Consider the following 18,532-nt stretch of genomic DNA (forward strand, 5'->3'; position numbering starts at 1 on the left):
ATGCTCACAGGGACGTCCACCCCGCATGTAAGGCCTCAGCCTGCCACTATGGAAGGCGTGACCAACGCCGGCCCCGGACGACCCCGCCTGACCGCTCGCCGACGCCCGGGTGGGACCGCCCGCGCGGAGATCTTGGATGCTGCCGCGGAACTGTTCACCACCCGAGGCTTCGCGGCGACGTCGACGCGCCACATCGCCGAAGCAGTCGGGATGCGTCAGGCGTCTCTGTACAACCATTTCGCCACCAAAGACGACATCCTGGTTGCGCTACTCGCCGACACGGTGACTCCGGCGCTCGACTTCGCAGAGAATCTCAGGCCGCTCGACGCCTCACCCGAGGTGAAGCTGTACGCGCTTTCGTACATCGACGCGGCGCAACTGATCACCGGACGGTGGAACCTCGGCGTCCTCTACCTCTTGCCGGAACTGAGAAGCGACCGGTTCATGTCTTTCCGAGCCGATCGCGATCGGCTTCGCGAGCAATACCGGACACTCGCCCAGGCAGTGCTCGCCGCGATTGGCGACCCGGTATCGACTCTGGCCGAGCTTCCGTTTCGCCTGGTCGAAAGCGTGATCAGCGCGCGAGCCGACGCGCTCGAAGGAACGCCGATCCCCGACGCCGCCGTCATCGCCGGGTCGGCATTGCACATTCTGGGGTGGCGCCAGGATCTTGCTCCTCTCCATACGGCGGCGGCGGAACTCATCTCGAACGCAGAAACGCCGAAATTGTCCGGGGCTGAATCAGCTCCGGACAATTTCGACGCAATGAGGACCTAAACGGCCGCGAGACTAGACCGAGAGGGACTGTCCCGGGAAGATGAGGTTGATGTTCGGGACCTGGCTGGCGAGGTTCTCGAGCGAGATGCCGTGTGCAGCAGCGATCTTCGACAGGGTGTCGCCTGCCTTGACCACGTAGTTGCCGCTTCCGGTGCTTGCCGCCGGAGCCGACTCGACGGAAGCCTCAGCGGTGATGGGAGCTGCTGCGGCCTCGTAGTTGCCCGCGGTGGTGCCGGTGGTCAGGTACTGACCGCAGACGGGCCATGCGCCGACGCCCTGGCCTGCGAGAACGTTCTCGGCAACACGGATCTGCTCGGACTGGCTGGCGTTGGCAGCGTTGCCGGATCCGCCGAATGCGTTCCAGGTGCTCTGTGTGAACTGAAGTCCGCCGTAGAAGCCGTTGCCGGTGTTGGCGGCCCAGTTGCCGGAGGACTCGCAGTTGGCGACTCCGGACCAGTCGTGGCCGGCTGCCGACGCGGTGCCGGTGCTCATGGCGAGCGGGATCGCGACGACTGCGCCTGCGGTTGCAACTGCGCCGAGGGCGCGCTTGAAGGTAATGCTGGTCATTGGGTAAATCCTCTCCGCCACCACGGACGAGATCGGCCCGGACGCTTTCACGTCTCGTCGATCGACTCGCCTGTTTCACTCCTGCCCCGCGAAGGTTTCGGGAGTACCGGACCCGCGGGGCAGAAGCACGCAGTTGCGGGTCGGTGTTTGCCCGGTAGTTTCGGGCTGTCAACGACCGTAGGCGATGGTCACGGATTGGTCACGGGGCAGTTTTCCAGCACTGCCGTACCAGAATCTGCGAAGAATCGGGCAATAGCCACAGGTCAGCTAGTTGATTCGAGCTTCAACCATACCGATCGTTATCCGTCCGTTATGTGGCAACCGTCACGGTAATCTTGTGACCCACAGCACCGGAATCGGCCGTGTCGGACCACCAACGAGGCCCCTGGGGATGTTAAGAGAGTCCTGGCAACGGGAAAAACCAACCGCCCCAATCATTATGGAGAATGAACTGGTGATCATCGCAGTGGAAGGACCCAGCGCCGCCGGCAAGACCACCTGGTGCCGAACCCAACTCGGAGGCGAATCCGCAGCGGAAGAATTCGTCGCCGAGTATCAGCCCACGGGGTTCGAGCCGGACGGCACGGATCTCGACGTTCAGGCAAGTTATTGGACAACGGTCAATTCGAAGCGATGGTCGCAAGCGGAAGATCTCGAATCGAGAACCGGTACCGCGCTCTGCGACAGCGACCCGCTGAAACTGCACTACAGCTGGTGTCTCGCCGCGGTGGGCGCGGCGCCTCGGGAGCGATTCGAGCACGAACTCCTGGCGGTCGAAAGCGCTTTTGCGCAGCTGAAACTCGGTTTCGCGGATCTGACCGTCATCTCGATACCCGCATCGGAGCAACTTCTACTGCAGCGCGAAGGAGACCCCAGCCGCCGCCGACGCCACTTCGAGCTTCACGCGGCGCTCGCCGAGCCGCTCACCGAGTGGTACTCGGCGGTCGAACGCGTAGATCCAGGGCGCGTTGTGTGGCACTTCCCGGCGCAGCTCGATCTTTCGCAGTGTCCCCCGACCCGACCGCACCGCAGCGATCTGAGCCTTCTTCGCACGGTGATCGGCGAATTGCCGCCTCTCCCCAGGTAGGGAGCGGCTGCTCGATCTCAGCGCGCTCGTTCGACCCTGGCCTCGTCCCAGACCGGCGACTCACTCTCGTACACGTTCCCATCCGATCCGAAGACCAGGAACCTGTCGAACCCGCGTGCGAACCAACGATCGTGGGTGACCGAGATGACGGTTCCGGCAAACTGGGCGATCCCCTGCTCGAGCGCATCCGCCGAATGAAGGTCGAGGTTGTCGGTCGGCTCATCGAGCAACAGCATCGTGGCGCCGGAAAGCTCGAGGAGCAGAATCTGCAGTCGTGCCTGCTGACCGCCGGACAGGTCGTCGTACTTCTGCTCCGCTGCTTGGGACAATCCATAACGATCAAGCGCCCGGCTCGCCGCTTCACGCCCCATTCCGTTGCGGTGTTCGTCGCCCATGTGCAGGATCTCGAGCAGCGTGTTTCCGGTCAGATCGGGCCTGGAATGTGTCTGTGCAAACAATCCGGGACGTACCCGAGCACCCAGCGTCGCGGTTCCGCCATGCTCAACCGGCGCGATGTCGAGCGCCTCGGCGGGAAGATGCTCGGTCCCAGGGTCGGTCCCACCGCCCGCCAAGAGACGGAGGAAATGCGACTTCCCGGACCCGTTGGAGCCCAGCACGGCAACGCGGTCTCCGTACCAGATCTCGGTGTCGAAAGGCTTCATCAATCCGGTCAGCTCGAGATCTTGACATACCAACGCGCGCTTGGCGGTTCGCCCGCCAGCCAGCCGAACCGTCACCTTCTGCTGAAGTGGAATCGCTTCGGGTGGCCCTGCCTCCTCGAACTTCGCCAACCTGGTTTGCGAGGCGTGATAGCGAGCAGCGATGCCGTCGTTGAACTTGGCCTTTTCACGCAGTCGCAGAACCAGGGCACGCAGTTTCGCGTGTTCTTCGTCCCAGCGCCGGCGCAGTTCTTCGAAGCGCGCGTTGCGATCCTCGCGTGCCTGGTGGTAGCTGGCCAGCCCAGCGCCGTGGGTCCACGATGTCGCGCCGCTGATTCCGGGTTCGAGTGTCACGATGTGGGTGGCCGCATTGGCGATCAGTTCGCGATCGTGGCTGACGAACAGGACCACTTTCGGCGATTCCGAGATCGTTTTTTCCAGCCACCTCTTCCCCGGAACATCGAGGTAGTTGTCCGGCTCGTCCAGAAGAAGTGCGTCGTCGGGCCCGGCAAACAACGCTTCGAGAACCAACCGCTTCTGCTCGCCGCCACTGAGCGAGTTGGCCGCTCGCCACTTCGCACGGTCGTAGGGAACTCCAAGAGCCGAGGTAGTGACCTTGTCCCAGAAGTCTTCGGTCTCGTACCCGCCGACGTCGGCCCAATCGGCCAGCGCGTGTGAGTATTTCATCTGAGTTGACTCTTCGTCTCGCTCGATCATCGCGTTCTCCGCGGTGTCGAGCGCCAGTGCCGCGTCGCGGATCGGCGCCGGAGAGACGGACAACAGGAGATCACGCACGGTGGACTCGTCACGAACCTGACCGACGAATTGCCGCATCACACCCAGTGTTCCGGATCTGGTGACTGCGCCCTCGTCAGCGACTGCGTCTCCGGCAATGATCCGAAGCAGTGTCGTCTTGCCGGTTCCGTTCGGACCGATCAGTGCAGTCTTGGCACCGTTGCCGACCCGGAAGCTGACGCCGCTGAGCAGTTGTCGACCATCAGGGAGGAAGTAGTCGACGTCGGCGATGTTGAGGTGGGTCACGCTGTCAAGAGAACCCTACCCACGGCGATCTGCCAAACCATTATTTCTGCCTTCGGTCTCGTGCTCACGACCGTCATGGGATCGTGCGGCCGCGTCGAGCGCCGCCAGATAGCCGAAAACCATTGCGGGACCGATAGTTGCGCCTGGCCCCGCATAGGTATGACCCATCACCGGCGAACTGGTGTTTCCGGCGGCGTAGAGCCCGTCGATGACTGAACCGTCCGCGCGCAGCGCCCGCGCGCGAGCGTCCGTGTTGATACCGCCCTTGGTTCCCAGATCGCCGGGAACCATCTTCGCGGCGTAGAACGGCCCCTTGGTGAGTTCTCCGAGGCTGGGATTGGGCTTGTTGGTGCAGTCACCGTAATAGTGGTCGTATTTGCTTGTCCCCCGGCCGAAGTCACGATCGACTCCGTCGCGCGCATAACTGTTGAATCGCGTGATCGTCGCCGACAACGCATCGCCTGGTACTCCGATCTCGACAGCAAGTTCGGCAATCGATCCGGCTCGCACAATCGCGTCCGATGCGATCCACGACCGAGGTATCGACCCACGCGCCGGAACTCCCGCGAACAGGTAACGGTCACGGTAAGTCTGATCGAAAATCAGCCAGGCCGGGATGTTCTCGGCAGGGCCTTCACCTCGGCCATGTTTCCCGCCGAACATTGCATGCGCCGCTTCGACGTAGGGAAGCGACTCGTTCATGAACCGATTCCCGCCGGCGTTGACCATCAGACTGCGCGGCAACGAGCGTTCCGCCAAGGCGAACCACGGGCCCTTGGGCAGTGGAATCGACGGCGCCCACCACGCGTCGTCCATGTACGAAATTGCTGCGCCGACGCCCAGAGCTGCTCGGATACCGTCCCCGGTATTGGTCGGCGCTCCGAGAGTCCACTGTGCACTACTCGGTCGACGCTGATACTCGCTGCGCATGTCGTCGTTGTTGTCGAAACCGCCGCACGCGAGGATGACGCCGCATCGGGCGCGCAGCGTTGTCTGTACTCCCCCGGACTCGAGTCGCACGCCCACCACACGTCCGCTGTCGGTAACCAAATCCACAAGTTTCGTTCCGAGTTTCACCGGAACTCCGGCGTCCCGAACTCCGAGCATCAGTTCGGCCATGAGCGCCGGCCCGAGCCCGATCAGCTTCTTCTTCCGAGCTCTTGCGGCCAGGGATCTCATTCCTACCCGAAGCATCCGCACCGGACCCCGCCAATGCCGGATCCCCGTGCTCAGCCACCGGTAATCAGATTGTTGGACAACCATGTTGAGCGGCACCTTCATGTACGGCGGATGAAGTGTCGCGAGATCGTCGCCCAGTGCTCGGGCGTCGAACGGGCGCGGTTCGCACGATCGCCCGCTTGCAAGTCCGCCGGGCGCCTCGGGAAAGTAGTCGGAGTAACCCTTCACCCATTCGAGGTCCAGAGCGGAATGCCGGATCAGGAAATCGAGGGCTTCGGGGCCTCGATCGATATAGGTATCAATGCGATCGGTGTCCGCGTCCTCGCCGACAATGCTCTTCAGATATGTTCGCGCAGAGTCGATATCGTCTGCCGGCGCCTCGCGGCGAAGTATCGAATTTCCCGGAATCCACACGCCGCCCCCGGACCGGGACGACGAACCGCCCCAGTATTCGGACTTCTCCACGAGGATCGTCGAGAGTCCGTTGCGGGCTGCGGTGATGGCTGCGGACATGCCGGCAGCCCCCGATCCGACAACAACGACATCCACTTCGGGCACATTTACTACGGGCGGCACGGCGCCCTGAGTGTCCTCGTCCATCACTGATCACGACCTTTCGTGTCATCTTCGTCCTGCGTGTGCCACCGGGATTCCCGAACGGCGTCGAGCGCCCCCTCGACGCATACGGGAAGCGATGCCCCGCGCTTGTGGGGGTGACGTATCCATTGCCGATAACCGAACTCCGCCGCAGCCAACATCAGATGAACGAGAAGTCCTGGGCGGCTGTCGTTTTCCGGATCGAGTTTCATTCGCTGTGCCACCAACTCGACCAGCCGATCACGATGTTCGGGCGCGATCAACGCGACTCGATCCATCAGGTGCGGCGCGGTACGGAACGCCGATCGCCACTGATCGATCTCCGAGGACTCGAAAGCATTGGAACGCTCGAGGATTGCCCGTGAGATCGCAAGATCAGCCGACTCGGATGCCGGGCGCTCCTCGAGTAGCGTCACGATTCCGGCACCGCCTTGCCTGACCGGATCCAACAGCAGATCCTCCTTGTTACGAACGTGCCGAAAGTACGTGCTCGCCGATACCCCCGCCGCCGACGCAATCTGGTCAGTGGTCACGTCTTCGAAACCGTCACGTGCGAACAGTTCGAATGCCGCACGTTGAATGTCTGCTCGCACCTGCAACCGCTGTCTCTCCCGTAGTGACATCAGCAACGTCCTCCCGCCTCGGCCGAGATCCGGCCATTCTCGATAATGCGAGTCTCACCTATTGTGACAGTCACTGTCAATATCCAATTTTCTGTCAGATATCAGCAGACCCCGGCACATCGTTGACAGGGCGTTCGATGCCACGACAAGCTTCGAAGATGAAGCGATGGTTCGCGGCCGGCCTCGGAACGGCGATCGTCTTGCGATCGCTGCTGCGTAAAGCTTTGCTTTTCAAGTTCAGGCGCGACGTCCGGGCGCTCAACTCCGGAAACTACCGTCCGCTGCTGGGCTCATATCACCGTGACGCAGTACTGAGATTCGCCGACGGCGATCATCGGTGGGCCGGCGTGCACGCCGGAAGGGACCAAATCGCGAAGTTTCTCCAGGAATTCGTCGCCGCCGGGCTTCAAGGCGAAGTCACCGAAGCGTATTTCGGTGGTCCACTTTGGCGCATGACTCTGCTCGCGCGTTTCAATGACCGCGCGCTCGGCCCCGACGGCTCCGTCATCTACCAAAATCGGACAGTGCTTCTCGTTCGAACCAAGTGGGGGAAGATCATCGAGCAGGAAGACTATTACGAGGACACCGCCAGAATCGGAGACTTCGACAAGCGGCTTCGCGAAATCGAAGCCGCACGAACCTGTGGCACAGTCGTGGAATGACAGATGTCAGGGCTGACCGGTACCGAAAACTATCGGCATTCCTCGCTTCCCAGAACGATGCCGAACTGGCCCAACTGGTAGACACCGCTCGAGTCACGAGTGTCGGAGTGGGCGGCGCCGCAGGACTCGTCAGTGTCGGCGAAAACAGGCTCAACGGCGTTCCGGTATTCACCAAACGAATTCCACTGAGCGAACGCGAACTCGCCGACGTGGGCTCCACGTCCAACCTCTTCGACCTACCCATGTTCTGCCAGTACGGCATTGGAGGCCCAAGCTTCAACGCTTGGCGAGAGTTGGCCGCGAACGTCGTCGTCACCGATGCCGTTCTGGCCGGCGAAACACAGTCATTCCCGATGCTTTACCACTGGCGGGTGCTGCCCGGCCGCTCACCTGTTGCATCCGAACACGCGGACATCGACGCGGTGCTTGCCTCTCAGGGCGGCAGCCCGGCAGTGCGGACACGCCTCGAGGCGCTCGCCGCTGCACCATGCAGCCTCGTTCTGTTCTGCGAGTACATCGCACACCCGATATCGGATTGGCTGCAAGACAACCCGACCGGCAAGGCTGCCGAAGTCGAGCGACAGTTCTCGGAGATCGTGGCGTTCTTGCGCGATCGACAGTTGCTCTACATGGACGGACATTTCGGCAACATGCGCACCGACATGGAGCGGATCTATCTCACCGACTTCGGACTGGCCACATCCCCACACTTCGACCTGTCGACTGCCGAGCACGACTTCGTCCGGCGCCACGCCACTCACGACGCCGACTACGCCGCCATGCTTCTGGTCAACTGGTTGGTGACCGAGGTCTGCGGGATACCGAGGCCGACAAGCGGCGGACCAGTCGCCCGCAACCAGTACGTACGCCGGTGCGCTACAGGTCATATCCCAGGTGATGTGGCGCCAGAGGTGGCCGCGATCTTGACACGGCACGCGCCCGCCGCTGCGAGGATGAACGACTTCTACTGGCGATTGTTCGACGGCGACTTCGACGCGCACTACCCTCATATAGCGGCAGTTCCGACTTCCGGTCGAGGACAGGGTTTTCCCTGAACTGCCGTCTCCACATCTCAGGGTTCATGTCATCCTCCGGACCGATGCGCTGGTCAGTGCCGGTAGGGCACAGTTCTGCACATGATTGAACTGAGGGGATTGACCAAGGTTTACGGACCGACGAAAGCGGTGGACGACTTGTCGTTCACGGTCAAGCCGGGCATCGTGACGGGCTTTCTGGGCCCGAACGGTGCGGGCAAGTCGACGACGATGCGGATGATCCTGGGTTTGGATCAGCCGACGTCGGGTGCGGCGTTGATCGACGGCAAGCCGTACCGCGAGCTCAAGACACCGTTGCGGACGGTGGGCGCGTTGCTGGATGCGAAGTGGGTGCACCCCAATCGCAGTGCGCGGGCGCATCTGCAGTGGATGGCCGCCTCGAACGGGATCCCGAAGTCCCGCGTCGACGAGGTGCTCGGGTTGGTCGGATTGTCCGAGGTGGCGGGCAAGAAGGCCGGCGGGTTCTCGCTCGGTATGTCGCAGCGTCTGGGTTTGGCGGGTGCGTTGTTGGGTGATCCGAAGGTGTTGTTGTTCGACGAGCCGGTCAACGGTCTCGATCCGGAGGGCATTGTCTGGATTCGTAAGTTCATGCAGCGGTTGGCGGCCGAGGGCCGCACGGTGCTGGTGTCGAGTCACCTCCTGTCGGAGATGGCGTTGACGGCGGAGCAGTTGGTGGTGATCGGTCGGGGTCGGTTGATTTCGGATTCGACTGTGGCGGAGTTCGTGGATCGTTCGTCGGAGTCGACGGTGCGCGTGCGCAGCCCACAATTGGACGCTCTCCATGCCGCATTGACTGCTCAGGGACTGACTGTCCGCGAGGACCATTCAGGCCCGGAGCCGGTGTTGGTGGTGGTGGATTCGACCACCGATGTGATCGGCGGTCTGGCTGGTTCGCAGGGAATCGTGTTGTACGAGTTGGCGTCTGTGCAGGGATCGCTCGAGGATGCGTTCATGAAGTTGACCGGAGACGATGTCCAGTACCACGCATCCGGTATCGATCCGGGCGCCGGTGCACACCAAGCAAATGCACACCACGCAAACACACAGCACGCTATGGGAGGTGCACTGTAATGGCTGTTCTCAGTGCTGAACGTATCAAGATCACCACGACCAAGTCGCCGCTGTGGTGCACGATCACAATCATCATCCTAGGGTTGGGCGTCGCCTGGATGATCGGGCGTTCGTCGAGTTCGAGCATTCAGGCGTACAACGATGAAGCTGCATCAGGAACTCCTGATTTCGAGAAATTCCTCCCCACGTTCAACGACGCGGGACTAGGAGTATCCGGATTCGGCGTCATGGTCCTGATGATCATGGCGGCGCTCGCGATCACCAGCGAGTACCGCTTCGGCATCATCCGTACTACCTTCCAGGCTATCCCGAGTCGGGCTTCGGTTCTGATCGCCAAAGCCGGCCTGATCGGGGCTTTCGGCGCGGTACTGTCCTTCGTTCTCATGCTCGGCGCGGTATTCATCACCAAAGCTGCTGCAGGATCTGAAGGTTCCACCAATCTGGCACTCGACAACGCCGATGCCTGGCGCGCCGTTTACGGCGTACCGATCTTCGCGTTCCTCTGCGTCGCCCTTGCTATTGCCGTCGGAGCACTCCTTCGTCAGTCCGCCGGCGCCATTGCACTACTGCTGCTGTGGCCGCTGCTCATCGAGAGCCTGTTCGGCATGTTCGGATCCTTCGGCAGAAACGTCACACCGTTCCTCCCGTTCGCCAATGCCGACCACTTCCTCTCTTCGGGTTCGAGCACCAATTTCCATTGGGGCCCTTGGGGAAGCCTGTTCTACTTCGCAGCATTTGTGCTGGTGATATTCGGAATCAGCATCGCCGTCGTCAACAAGCGCGACGCCTGACCGAGTCACGAACTGACCGAGTCACGAACTGACCAAGACCGAAACTGGCCGCACCGGAGCCCTTCCGGTGCGGCCAGTTTCGCGTTGACAGAACCCACAGCGCTTGTCGATCACGCCAAGGAACAGGGCACGAGCGGGTTCGCGTCACTCTGCCCCGTGCACGCGGCACCTCGAAAGAAGACCTGGTCGAGTTCCTGGCCGACTGACATCACGCATCAGCGTTCGAGTTGCGCGGCAAGATCTTTCATCCAACCCAGGAATGCCTGCGGGCCGTCGAACTGGACGCCGTCGACGGCGGCAACTTCTGGTGCAATGTCATCGCCCTTGACCACCAGCGCTTCTCCCCCGAATGCGATGGCCGCCGCAAATGCTGGTAGATCGCCGCGGTCGTCTCCCGCGTACGCAACGACGTCGACTCCCGCGGCCTCGATCGCACGAAGAAGACCTGTCCCCTTGTCCTCCTTGACCGGTGGGCGCAATTCTTCGACCAGCTTGCCGGGCTCACGATGCAACCCGGTCCGGCTCGCGATTTCTGTTGTCGCTGCTTCCACCAGGCGCTGCGCGGCCGCTCGATCTGCAGCCCGACGCCAATGCACGGCCACCGCAAGGCCTTTGCTCTCGACATGGATGCCGGGAACTGCCTGAGAATCGAACAAGCGGCGCAGGTCGGCTTCTGCTTCAGCGACGGCATCACTGAACGCCGCGACGGCCGGAAGCACCTCGATTCCGTTGTCCGTCCAGGTCTCGACACCGTAGGAACCCATGAGTACAACCGAATCCAGACTCAGCCGTTCTCGCAGAAACGACACCGGCCGCCCCGAAAGCAGGCCGACTACACCGAGGTGTTTCGTCAGAGTCGCGAGCACGTCCTCGGCGCCGGGCAGGAGTGCACTCGCCGACGGATCATCGACGATGGGTGCAAGCACACCGTCGAAATCCATCACCAGTCCACAGCGAGCTGGATCGGACGTGAGTCGGAGGATGACGTCCGCAGCGGTTCGCATGGTTCGAGTGTGCCAAATCGATCGCACCCGCAATACCAACACCGGATCCGAATGTAATCTCCGCCACTTCGTCCAAGTTGTCTGGATGCGATGGCGAACTCGCGTTCTCTCCCTGCAAGGGCGGACTGTGGTCCGATACAGTTCTCACGACGCTTACCAACTGGGGGGTAATGATGAGCGAATTGACTGTCGTCACTGACGACATCCGTAAGTACGGCTCGACGTCGGCCGAAGCTGCAGGACACATCGCGCAGGCCGCCGTCGTCGATCTTGGCGCCAACATCGCGGCAGTCGCACCGGCCGTTGGCCCCGTCGGGATCGAATTTCTCGAAGCATTCGCGCGCGCTCAGGCCGCGCACACCAAAGACGTTGCAGCACTCGCTACGTTCTACGCCGGTAATGCCGCAACTGCCGGTGCAGCCGCACAGGCCTACGACACGACAGATCATGCAATCGCGTCAGATCTGACCGGCGCGGCTGGATCGACGAGTGTGACAGCGTGAACACCGATCGCGTCAACACCGATCGCGTCAACACCGAAGACGACTCGACGACGGTCCTCGACCTCCTTCAAGGTGGTGCGCCAGACCCGGCAATGGCCTTGTCTGCGCTCGGGGATCTCTCGGACCTGCTCGCGTCACTTCCGACCCTGCCGTCGATACCGAGCTTCCTCGGCAGTCCACAGGCCCCGGCACTGCCGAACAACGCGGTCGACTCGATGCTCGCCGGCATACCGGTTCCGGCGCTCCCCGGAATCGAAGATCTGTTCGCGCCCCTGATCGAACTCGGGAAGAGTCTCGGCACAGGCACTTTTACCGGCATCGATCCCGTCGGCATCTTCAACCAGGCGTCCACGCTGATCGACCAAGCCATGGGACTGTCCGAAAGCGCGGTCGCCGAGGTGGGGCAGACATGGAACAGCACCGGCAGTGACGCCGCGACCGAACTGTCGCGATCCGCACAGAACAGCGGCGCAGAATTGAGCGAACGCGGAACTGCGATATCGAAAACCACTGCTGCCGCAGCGGAATCGGTGCAACGAGGCAATGCAAATCTCGCGGCGATCGCGCAGTCCTTCGCCGCCACGGTTGCGGCTGCTGCACCGATCGCGTGGACACCACCCGGGCAGGCGATGTTGATTGCCTCCGCGGCTGAACACATGCAGGCAGCGGTCGCGGCGGTGACTGCGACTCGCGGCGAAATGCTCGGGCACACCGCTGCCATGAACGCCCTTGCCGGGTCGATCCCCGTTCCGACTCCACCGATCGGTGAGGCGCTCGCCAACCTTGCCGCTCCGGAGGCGTTCGCCGACGCCGCCCTCCAGATCGCCCAGCCGGTGTCGGCATCGGCTGCATCCGCCCCACAGTCACCGGCATCAATCAACGCCGGCGAAGCACCGTACTCCACTCACCCAGGCGCCGATGCAGTTCGGACCTCGGCAGCGCAGGCAGGCGCCGGACTTCCGACCGGCGTCGAGAAGCTTTGGGGCGCAGGCAATTCGTCGGCGTCACTCGCAGCCGGCGGGTCGCCGTCACCCGGTGCGACCGCGAGCTCCGGCGGAGCGTGGGTGGGCGGGAACGGCGCGAGCGGTGGAACGATGAGAGGCGCAGCGGGAGTTGCTGCAGTTCAACCGGTTCCGGTAGCAACGCCCGGCCTGGGTGCAATATCTTCGGCGGTCGGAGGCGGAAATATGACGCCCAGCGGAATGATGGGCGGCGGACCTCGCGGATCGCGAGACGACGAGTCGTCACGCACCACTCCGGGGTATCTCGTCAATGCCGGCGACGAAAATTCGATGGTCGACGATTTACCGATGGTGTCGCCGCCCGTGCTCGGCGCCGAGGATCCCGATCAGTACCTGTTCCGAGATCTCTGATCAAGACAAACCTCAGACGAAGCCCAACTCCCGCACCGCCGCGCGCTCCTGCTCCAATTCGCTGACGGACAGGTCGATCCGTTCGCGTGAGAATTCGTCGATCGAGAGGTCCTGAACTATGGCGAATTCACCACCGGCACAGGTCACCGGGAAGGACGAGATCAATCCTTCGGGCACTCCGTAGGAACCGTCCGAACACACGGCCATCGATACCCAGTCATCCTCGGCCGTACCGATCACCCAGTCGCGGACGTGGTCGATCGACGCACTGGCTGCGCTTGCCGCAGAGGACGATCCACGCGCAGCGATGATGGCTGTGCCTCGCACCTGAACCGTAGGGATGAAATCGTTCTCCACCCAGTCGCGATCGTCGATCACCGCGAGCGCGGGCTTACCCGCGACGGTCGCATGGGACAGATCCGGGTACTGCGTCGCCGAATGGTTTCCCCAGACGGATACTTTGCGGACCGACGACGCACGAACGCCGGTCTTCTTCACCACCTGCGCGATCGCTCGGTTGTGGTCGAGACGCGTCAGTGCACTGAACCGAGTGTCCGGCACATCCGGTGCGTTGTTCATCGCGATAAGTGCGTTGGTATTGGCCGGGTTTCCCACGACCAGCACCTTGACGTCCGAGGCTGCGTTGTTGTTGATCGCCTTCCCGTGCGCTGTGAAAATCGCGCCGTTCGCGCTCAGCAAGTCGGCGCGCTCCATCCCCTTGCTCCGCGGACGCGCACCGACCAGCATGCCGATGTTCGCGCCGGAGAAGGCGACGTCGGGATCGTCGGTGATGTCGATGGAGCTCAGCAAGGGAAATGCGCCGTCCTCGAGTTCCATCGCAACGCCTTCGGCAGCGGACACAGCGGCGGGAATCTCGAGCAGTCGAAGTTTGATCGGGACGTCCGCGCCGAGCATCTCCCCCGCAGCTATGCGGAAAAGCATGCCGTATGCGATCTGACCCGACGCTCCGGTCACCGTGACGGTTACGGGCGCAATACTCATTGCCGACTCCTCACCTGCCGTTTTCACGACTGTCCGTTCTACAACGCTGTAAGAACGGTTTCCACGCTAGTCGAGTAATCCGGCCACTTCGTGGTCTGTCAGTGTGGTTCTCGGCACTCGTCCCTCCGCCGTCACGAGTTCGACGGCGCGATACAGCGGACGCTCGGCTAGTCCGGCGCCGCGGGCTTCGGCACGCAACTGTTCGATCAGCACCGAGGACAACGCGGCAGCCGGTACCAACTCGCTGGCAGCGAGGGCGTCGGCGAGCTTGCGGAGTGCAAGGATCTCCAACTCGCGCCCGCCCCCTGCCGTGTACAGCGCGAGCGGTATCCGCACGGTGGACCGTCCGTCGCCGAGTGTCAGGCTGACCTCGCTGATCCGGCCGGATCGCACCGTCAACGCCGCCGTGAGTACCTCGGCCACGTCGACGTCGTTGGTTCGAAAACCAGCTTGCGCACGAACCCTGTTGCCGTACAACGTGATGTGTCGGCGCAGCGTCATCAGGATCGCCAGGGACGTCGGCACCGCGATGACGGCACCGACGATCACTCCAACGGTCGCCGTCGAGAACACACCGACGATCAACCCGACGACCACACCGAACACCACGACAACAACGGCGAACTTCTTCAGCCGCGGCGCGATCAACGCCACGGGAACCAGATCGAGTGAAACCGGTTCGGCCTCAGTGCTCAACGAGATCCCCGAGCTTGTCGACAACCTGGTCGAGCGCCACCGTCTCCTGCTCACCTGTTGCCAACTGTTTGACAACGACAACGCCCTCTTCGAGCTCACGCTCGCCGAGAACCAACGCGATTGCGGCACCCGAACGATCAGCTGCTTTCATCGAGCCCTTCACGCCACGATTTCCGTACGCCAGGTCGACACGAATTCCGTTGGCACGCAACTGATGTGCGATCTTCACCAGTGCCGCCTTCGCCTCGGCGCCCATCGGCACACAGAAGACATCGACACGTGCCGGTGGTGCAACCGACTTTCCCTCGGCTTCGAGAGCGAGAACCGTGCGGTCGACGCCGATTCCGAACCCGATCCCCGAGAGCGGCTGTCCGCCCAGTTGTTCCATCAGACCGTCGTAACGACCACCGCCGCCGATTCCGGACTGCGCGCCCAGTCCGTCGTGCACGAATTCGAAGGTCGTCTTGGTGTAGTAATCGAGGCCGCGAACCATGCGCGGGTTGACGACATAGGGAACGCCCAAGGCGTCCAAGTGCGCGAGCACCTCGTCGAAGTGGGCCTTGCAGCTCTCCGACAGGTGATCGAGCATGAGCGGTGCGCCCGCAGTCATCTCACGCACATCCGGGCGCTTGTCGTCGAGCACCCGGAGCGGGTTGATCTCCGCGCGTCGACGCGTGTCCTCGTCGAGCGGAAGTGCAAAGAGAAACTCCTGCAGCAGTTCGCGGTACTGCGGTCGGCAGGTGTCGTCGCCGAGAGAGGTGATTTCGAGGCGGAAGCCGTCGAGCCCCAACGACCGGAATCCGGCGTCGGCGATCGCGATGACCTCAGCGTCGAGTGCGGGGTCGTCGATCCCGATGGCCTCGACGCCGACCTGCTGCAACTGGCGGTAGCGACCGGCCTGCGGGCGCTCGTAGCGGAAGAACGGGCCCGCGTAGCTGACCTTGACCGGCAGCTGTCCACGATCGAGGCTGTGCTCGATGACGGCACGCATGACGCCTGCGGTTCCCTCGGGGCGCAACGTCACCGAACGATCGCCGCGGTCGGCGAACGTGTACATCTCTTTGCTGACGACGTCGGTGGACTCGCCGACGCCGCGCGCGAACAGGCCGGTGTCTTCGAAGATCGGCAATTCGATGTGGCCGTACCCGGCCAACCTGGCGGCGCGCGTCAAACCGTCACGAACGGCGACGAATTCGGCTGACTGCGGCGGAACGTAGTCCGGAATGCCCTTGGGTGCAGAGAAGGTGCTGGCTTTACTCACGAGAGGTACTTTTCCTTATTCTTGTGCGCTGAGTCCAACGAGAAACGGGTTCGAGCTTCGCTCGGCGCCGATCGAACTGTTGCCGCCGTGCCCGGGCAGGACCACTGTCTCGTCACCGAGTACCAGTAGCTTGCGGGCGATCGAGGCGAGCAACTGCTCGTGATTTCCGCCGGGCAGGTCGCTGCGCCCGATGGAACCCTGGAACAGGGTGTCACCGGTGAACGCCAAGTCCACGGGTCCGGACTCGGTGTTCGCCTGGGTTCGGAACACCACGGATCCCTGCGTGTGCCCGGGTGTGTGGTCGACGACGAACGTCATTCCGGCCTCGGTGATCTTGTCGCCGTCGGCCAGTTCGATCACCTCGTCCGGCTCCACGAACGTCATGCCCTGAATGAATTCCTTCATCGTCGGGCCGATCCCCCGTGCCGGATCGCTGAGCATGTAGCGATCCTCGGGATGGATGTACGCGGGTACGGAATACCGCGCACAGACCTCGCGGGCCGACCACACGTGATCGAGATGACCGTGTGTCAGGAGTACCGCGTTGACCGTCATGTCCTTCGAGTCGAGATATTCGAAGAGCGGTTCGGCCGCATCCTGCCCCGGGTCGACGACTACGCATTCGCACGCGTCGTCCTGGGCGAGTATGTAGCAGTTGGTTTGGAACATCCCGGCCGGAAAACCAGTGACGAGCACGGGGGCAACTCCTCTTCGAAGGGCGGAAACGAACAACACGGTGTCGGTTACAGCCTAAGCTGCTGCCCCGCCAGTAAGTTCTCAGGTTGCAATGGGAGACTCTGACGACGAGTAGAGCCGCTTGCCGAAGCCGACCCCAGGGTGTCGCTCGGCCGGCCGACCACGATCCACCCGCGATACGGAGGACTACAGCAGTGCCGAGTAACGAGCAACGCCGCGAGGCGGCGAAACGCAAGCTCGAGCGTCAGCTCGAACGTCGCGCAGAACGTGCCCGCAAGCGCAAGCAGATGACGATAGCCGGAACTGCACTCGGCGTGGTTGTCGTAGTCGGTGTCGTCGGCGGCCTCATCTGGTTCAGCAACCGCAGCGACGACGACGCGAACACCACCAACACTGCGGCCGACGACTCGAGCCTCACGCCGCAAACTGCGGGTGCGATGCCCGCCGGTCTGTCGACGCCACTTGCCGACACGGTTTCCTGCTCGTACCCGGCGGACGGTGCTACTGCGTCCAAGGCCAACAACCCGCCTCGTACCGACGGCATCCCCACCACCGCCCCGGACGCGACACCGAGCATCAGCGTCGAGACGTCACAGGGGAACATCGGGCTCACGCTCGACGGAACGAAGTCTCCGTGCACGGTCAACAGCTTCGTGAGCTTGGCGCAGCAGGACTACTTCAACGACACCACCTGCCACCGCATGACGACGAGCCCCTCGCTCCAGGTGCTGCAGTGCGGTGACCCGTCGGGCACCGGCACCGGCGGACCGGGCTACGGATTCGACAACGAGTTCCCCACCACGGCGTACGCCACCACCGACCCGGCAGCGCAACAAGCAGTCACCTACGCGCGCGGCACGGTTGCAATGGCAAACACCGGGGCACCCGGTAGCAACGGCAGCCAGTTCTTCCTCGTCTACGGCGACTCGCAACTCCCGCCGCAGTACACGGTTTTCGGCACGATCGACGAGACCGGTCTCGCCACTTTGGACAAGGTCGCGGCCGGCGGATCGACGCCTGAGGGTGACGGCAAGCCGAATCTGACCACCGACATCAAGACAGTAAGGCTCGACTGATGCGACGTAATCCTGTGATGCGCTTTCCTGTAGTTATTGCCGCTGCAAGCGCCGCGGCGCTGCTGCTGGCTGGTTGTTCCGGTGATTCCGGTAGCTCGGACTCGCCGTCCAGCACCTCCAAGGCGAAAACGACAACGGCCGCTATGCCACCACTCGACATGTCACAGTTCGAGGCACTCCCGCCTGTCCCGGCGCCGGCCGCTGCAACCGTCGACTGCTCGTATCCGAGCGCGGCGGGTGCAGCAAAAACCGTCAATCCGCCGAACTCCACGGGTGTGTCCACCGAGGGAACCGTCAACGTCGCGCTCACGACTACGGCCGGCCCGATCGGGATGGAACTGAACCGGGCGGAAGCCCCCTGCACGGTCAACAGCATCGTGAGCTTGACCGAGCAGAAGTACTTCGACGACACCCCGTGCCATCGACTCGTCACCACACCCGGTCTACAGATCCTGCAGTGCGGCGATCCCTCGGGCAAGGGCACGGGCGGACCCGGCTATGGCTTCGACAACGAGTACCCGACCACTGCCTACCCGGCTAACGATCCGGCACTCTCCTTGCCTGCCGTCTACCCCCGCGGCACGCTGGCAATGGCCAACTCGGGTAAACCGGGCAGCAACGGCAGTCAGTTCTTCCTCGTCTACGAGGATTCGGTCTTGCCGCCCAACTACACGGTCTTCGGAAAGATCGACGACGCCGGCCTGGCGACGATCGAGAAGATCGCGGCCGACGGCGACGACGGCGGCATGGGAGCAACCGGCGGCGGTGCACCCAACACCCCGATCACCATCGAGACTGCAGTAGTCGCCTGA

General features: G+C 62.8%; 19 protein-coding genes. 10 read left to right on the forward strand and 9 right to left on the reverse strand.

The window, feature by feature from the left end; genetic code table 11:
• Positions 1-48 precede the first annotated feature (48 nt).
• On the forward strand, positions 49-777 hold the full coding sequence (locus tag ACFWEM_RS10065; RefSeq protein WP_378533230.1) for a TetR/AcrR family transcriptional regulator: 729 nt from the start codon (positions 49-51) through the stop codon (positions 775-777).
• Between the two features lie 12 nt (positions 778-789).
• Here the strand turns inward: ACFWEM_RS10065 and ACFWEM_RS10070 are convergent, their stop codons facing one another.
• The gene (locus ACFWEM_RS10070) at positions 790-1,344 is read right to left on the reverse strand and encodes a transglycosylase family protein (RefSeq protein ID WP_378533232.1); all 555 of its coding nucleotides are present in this window, start codon (positions 1,342-1,344) and stop codon (positions 790-792) included.
• Positions 1,345-1,783: 439 nt separating this feature from the next.
• On the opposite strand from ACFWEM_RS10070, the gene ACFWEM_RS10075 reads away from it, so the two are divergent.
• A complete protein-coding gene (locus ACFWEM_RS10075) occupies positions 1,784-2,431 on the forward strand; it encodes a hypothetical protein (RefSeq protein WP_378533234.1) in 648 nt (215 codons plus the stop codon).
• Between the two features lie 17 nt (positions 2,432-2,448).
• Here the strand turns inward: ACFWEM_RS10075 and ACFWEM_RS10080 are convergent, their stop codons facing one another.
• From ACFWEM_RS10080 to ACFWEM_RS10090, 3 genes are read right to left on the reverse strand one after another with little or no spacing between them, the layout of a single operon-like run.
• Positions 2,449-4,131 (reverse strand): ABC-F family ATP-binding cassette domain-containing protein, encoded by a 1,683-nt coding sequence (locus ACFWEM_RS10080; protein ID WP_378533236.1) that lies wholly within the window; start codon positions 4,129-4,131, stop codon positions 2,449-2,451.
• A 15-nt stretch (positions 4,132-4,146) separates the two neighbouring features.
• Entirely contained in the window at positions 4,147-5,910 is a 1,764-nt protein-coding gene (gene kstD, locus ACFWEM_RS10085; protein WP_378533238.1) for a 3-oxosteroid 1-dehydrogenase, read from the reverse strand.
• Positions 5,910-6,530: a TetR/AcrR family transcriptional regulator gene (locus ACFWEM_RS10090; RefSeq protein ID WP_378533240.1), complete on the reverse strand. Its 621-nt coding sequence runs from the start codon at positions 6,528-6,530 to the stop codon at positions 5,910-5,912. The genes kstD and ACFWEM_RS10090 overlap by 1 nt, the downstream gene beginning before the upstream one ends.
• Before the next feature lie 158 nt (positions 6,531-6,688).
• Here ACFWEM_RS10090 and ACFWEM_RS10095 point away from each other — a divergent pair, with 158 nt between their 5' ends.
• The 4 genes from ACFWEM_RS10095 to ACFWEM_RS10110 all read left to right on the forward strand — a co-directional run bounded on the left by ACFWEM_RS10095 (position 6,689) and on the right by ACFWEM_RS10110 (position 10,109).
• Entirely contained in the window at positions 6,689-7,192 is a 504-nt protein-coding gene (locus tag ACFWEM_RS10095; protein WP_378533242.1) for a nuclear transport factor 2 family protein, read from the forward strand.
• Positions 7,189-8,247, forward strand: a complete 1,059-nt coding sequence (locus ACFWEM_RS10100) for a serine/threonine protein phosphatase (protein ID WP_378533244.1) — start codon at positions 7,189-7,191, stop codon at positions 8,245-8,247. The genes ACFWEM_RS10095 and ACFWEM_RS10100 overlap by 4 nt, the downstream gene beginning before the upstream one ends.
• A gap of 81 nt (positions 8,248-8,328) precedes the next feature.
• The gene (locus ACFWEM_RS10105; protein ID WP_378533246.1) at positions 8,329-9,318 is read left to right on the forward strand and encodes an ABC transporter ATP-binding protein; all 990 of its coding nucleotides are present in this window, start codon (positions 8,329-8,331) and stop codon (positions 9,316-9,318) included.
• Positions 9,318-10,109 carry an ABC transporter permease gene (locus tag ACFWEM_RS10110; protein WP_378445893.1) on the forward strand — a complete coding sequence of 264 codons (792 nt, stop codon included), beginning with the start codon at positions 9,318-9,320 and terminating at the stop codon, positions 10,107-10,109. Before ACFWEM_RS10105 ends, ACFWEM_RS10110 begins: the two co-directional genes overlap by 1 nt.
• Positions 10,110-10,324: 215 nt before the next feature.
• On the opposite strand, the gene otsB is transcribed toward ACFWEM_RS10110, so the two are convergent.
• Positions 10,325-11,113 (reverse strand): trehalose-phosphatase, encoded by a 789-nt coding sequence (gene otsB / locus ACFWEM_RS10115; RefSeq protein ID WP_378533248.1) that lies wholly within the window; start codon positions 11,111-11,113, stop codon positions 10,325-10,327.
• A 173-nt stretch (positions 11,114-11,286) separates the two neighbouring features.
• On the opposite strand from otsB, the gene ACFWEM_RS10120 reads away from it, so the two are divergent.
• Positions 11,287-11,616, forward strand: a complete 330-nt coding sequence (locus tag ACFWEM_RS10120) for a type VII secretion target (protein WP_378533250.1) — start codon at positions 11,287-11,289, stop codon at positions 11,614-11,616.
• A complete protein-coding gene (locus ACFWEM_RS10125; protein ID WP_378533252.1) occupies positions 11,613-12,989 on the forward strand; it encodes a hypothetical protein in 1,377 nt (458 codons plus the stop codon). The genes ACFWEM_RS10120 and ACFWEM_RS10125 overlap by 4 nt, the downstream gene beginning before the upstream one ends.
• 12 nt (positions 12,990-13,001) lie before the next feature.
• Here ACFWEM_RS10125 and ACFWEM_RS10130 read toward each other — a convergent pair whose 3' ends face one another.
• The 4 genes from ACFWEM_RS10130 to ACFWEM_RS10145 form a co-directional block, all read right to left on the reverse strand.
• Positions 13,002-13,991, reverse strand: coding sequence for a malate dehydrogenase (locus tag ACFWEM_RS10130; protein ID WP_378533254.1), 990 nt, complete (start codon positions 13,989-13,991; stop codon positions 13,002-13,004).
• Positions 13,992-14,057: 66 nt separating this feature from the next.
• Positions 14,058-14,687, reverse strand: a complete 630-nt coding sequence (locus tag ACFWEM_RS10135; RefSeq protein ID WP_378533256.1) for a hypothetical protein — start codon at positions 14,685-14,687, stop codon at positions 14,058-14,060.
• Positions 14,677-15,948, reverse strand: a complete 1,272-nt coding sequence (gene hisS / locus ACFWEM_RS10140) for a histidine--tRNA ligase (RefSeq protein WP_378533258.1) — start codon at positions 15,946-15,948, stop codon at positions 14,677-14,679. Before hisS ends, ACFWEM_RS10135 begins: the two co-directional genes overlap by 11 nt.
• Positions 15,949-15,963: 15 nt before the next feature.
• Positions 15,964-16,644 (reverse strand): MBL fold metallo-hydrolase, encoded by a 681-nt coding sequence (locus ACFWEM_RS10145; RefSeq protein ID WP_378533260.1) that lies wholly within the window; start codon positions 16,642-16,644, stop codon positions 15,964-15,966.
• A 194-nt stretch (positions 16,645-16,838) separates the two neighbouring features.
• On the opposite strand from ACFWEM_RS10145, the gene ACFWEM_RS10150 reads away from it, so the two are divergent.
• Both ACFWEM_RS10150 and ACFWEM_RS10155 read left to right on the forward strand, forming a co-directional pair.
• Positions 16,839-17,720 (forward strand): peptidylprolyl isomerase, encoded by an 882-nt coding sequence (locus ACFWEM_RS10150; protein ID WP_378533262.1) that lies wholly within the window; start codon positions 16,839-16,841, stop codon positions 17,718-17,720.
• A complete protein-coding gene (locus tag ACFWEM_RS10155) occupies positions 17,720-18,532 on the forward strand; it encodes a peptidylprolyl isomerase (RefSeq protein ID WP_378533264.1) in 813 nt (270 codons plus the stop codon). The genes ACFWEM_RS10150 and ACFWEM_RS10155 overlap by 1 nt, the downstream gene beginning before the upstream one ends.

It is taken from the genome of Rhodococcus sp. NPDC060176, assembly GCF_042728675.1.
In the GTDB taxonomy this organism is placed as follows: domain Bacteria; phylum Actinomycetota; class Actinomycetes; order Mycobacteriales; family Mycobacteriaceae; genus Rhodococcus_F.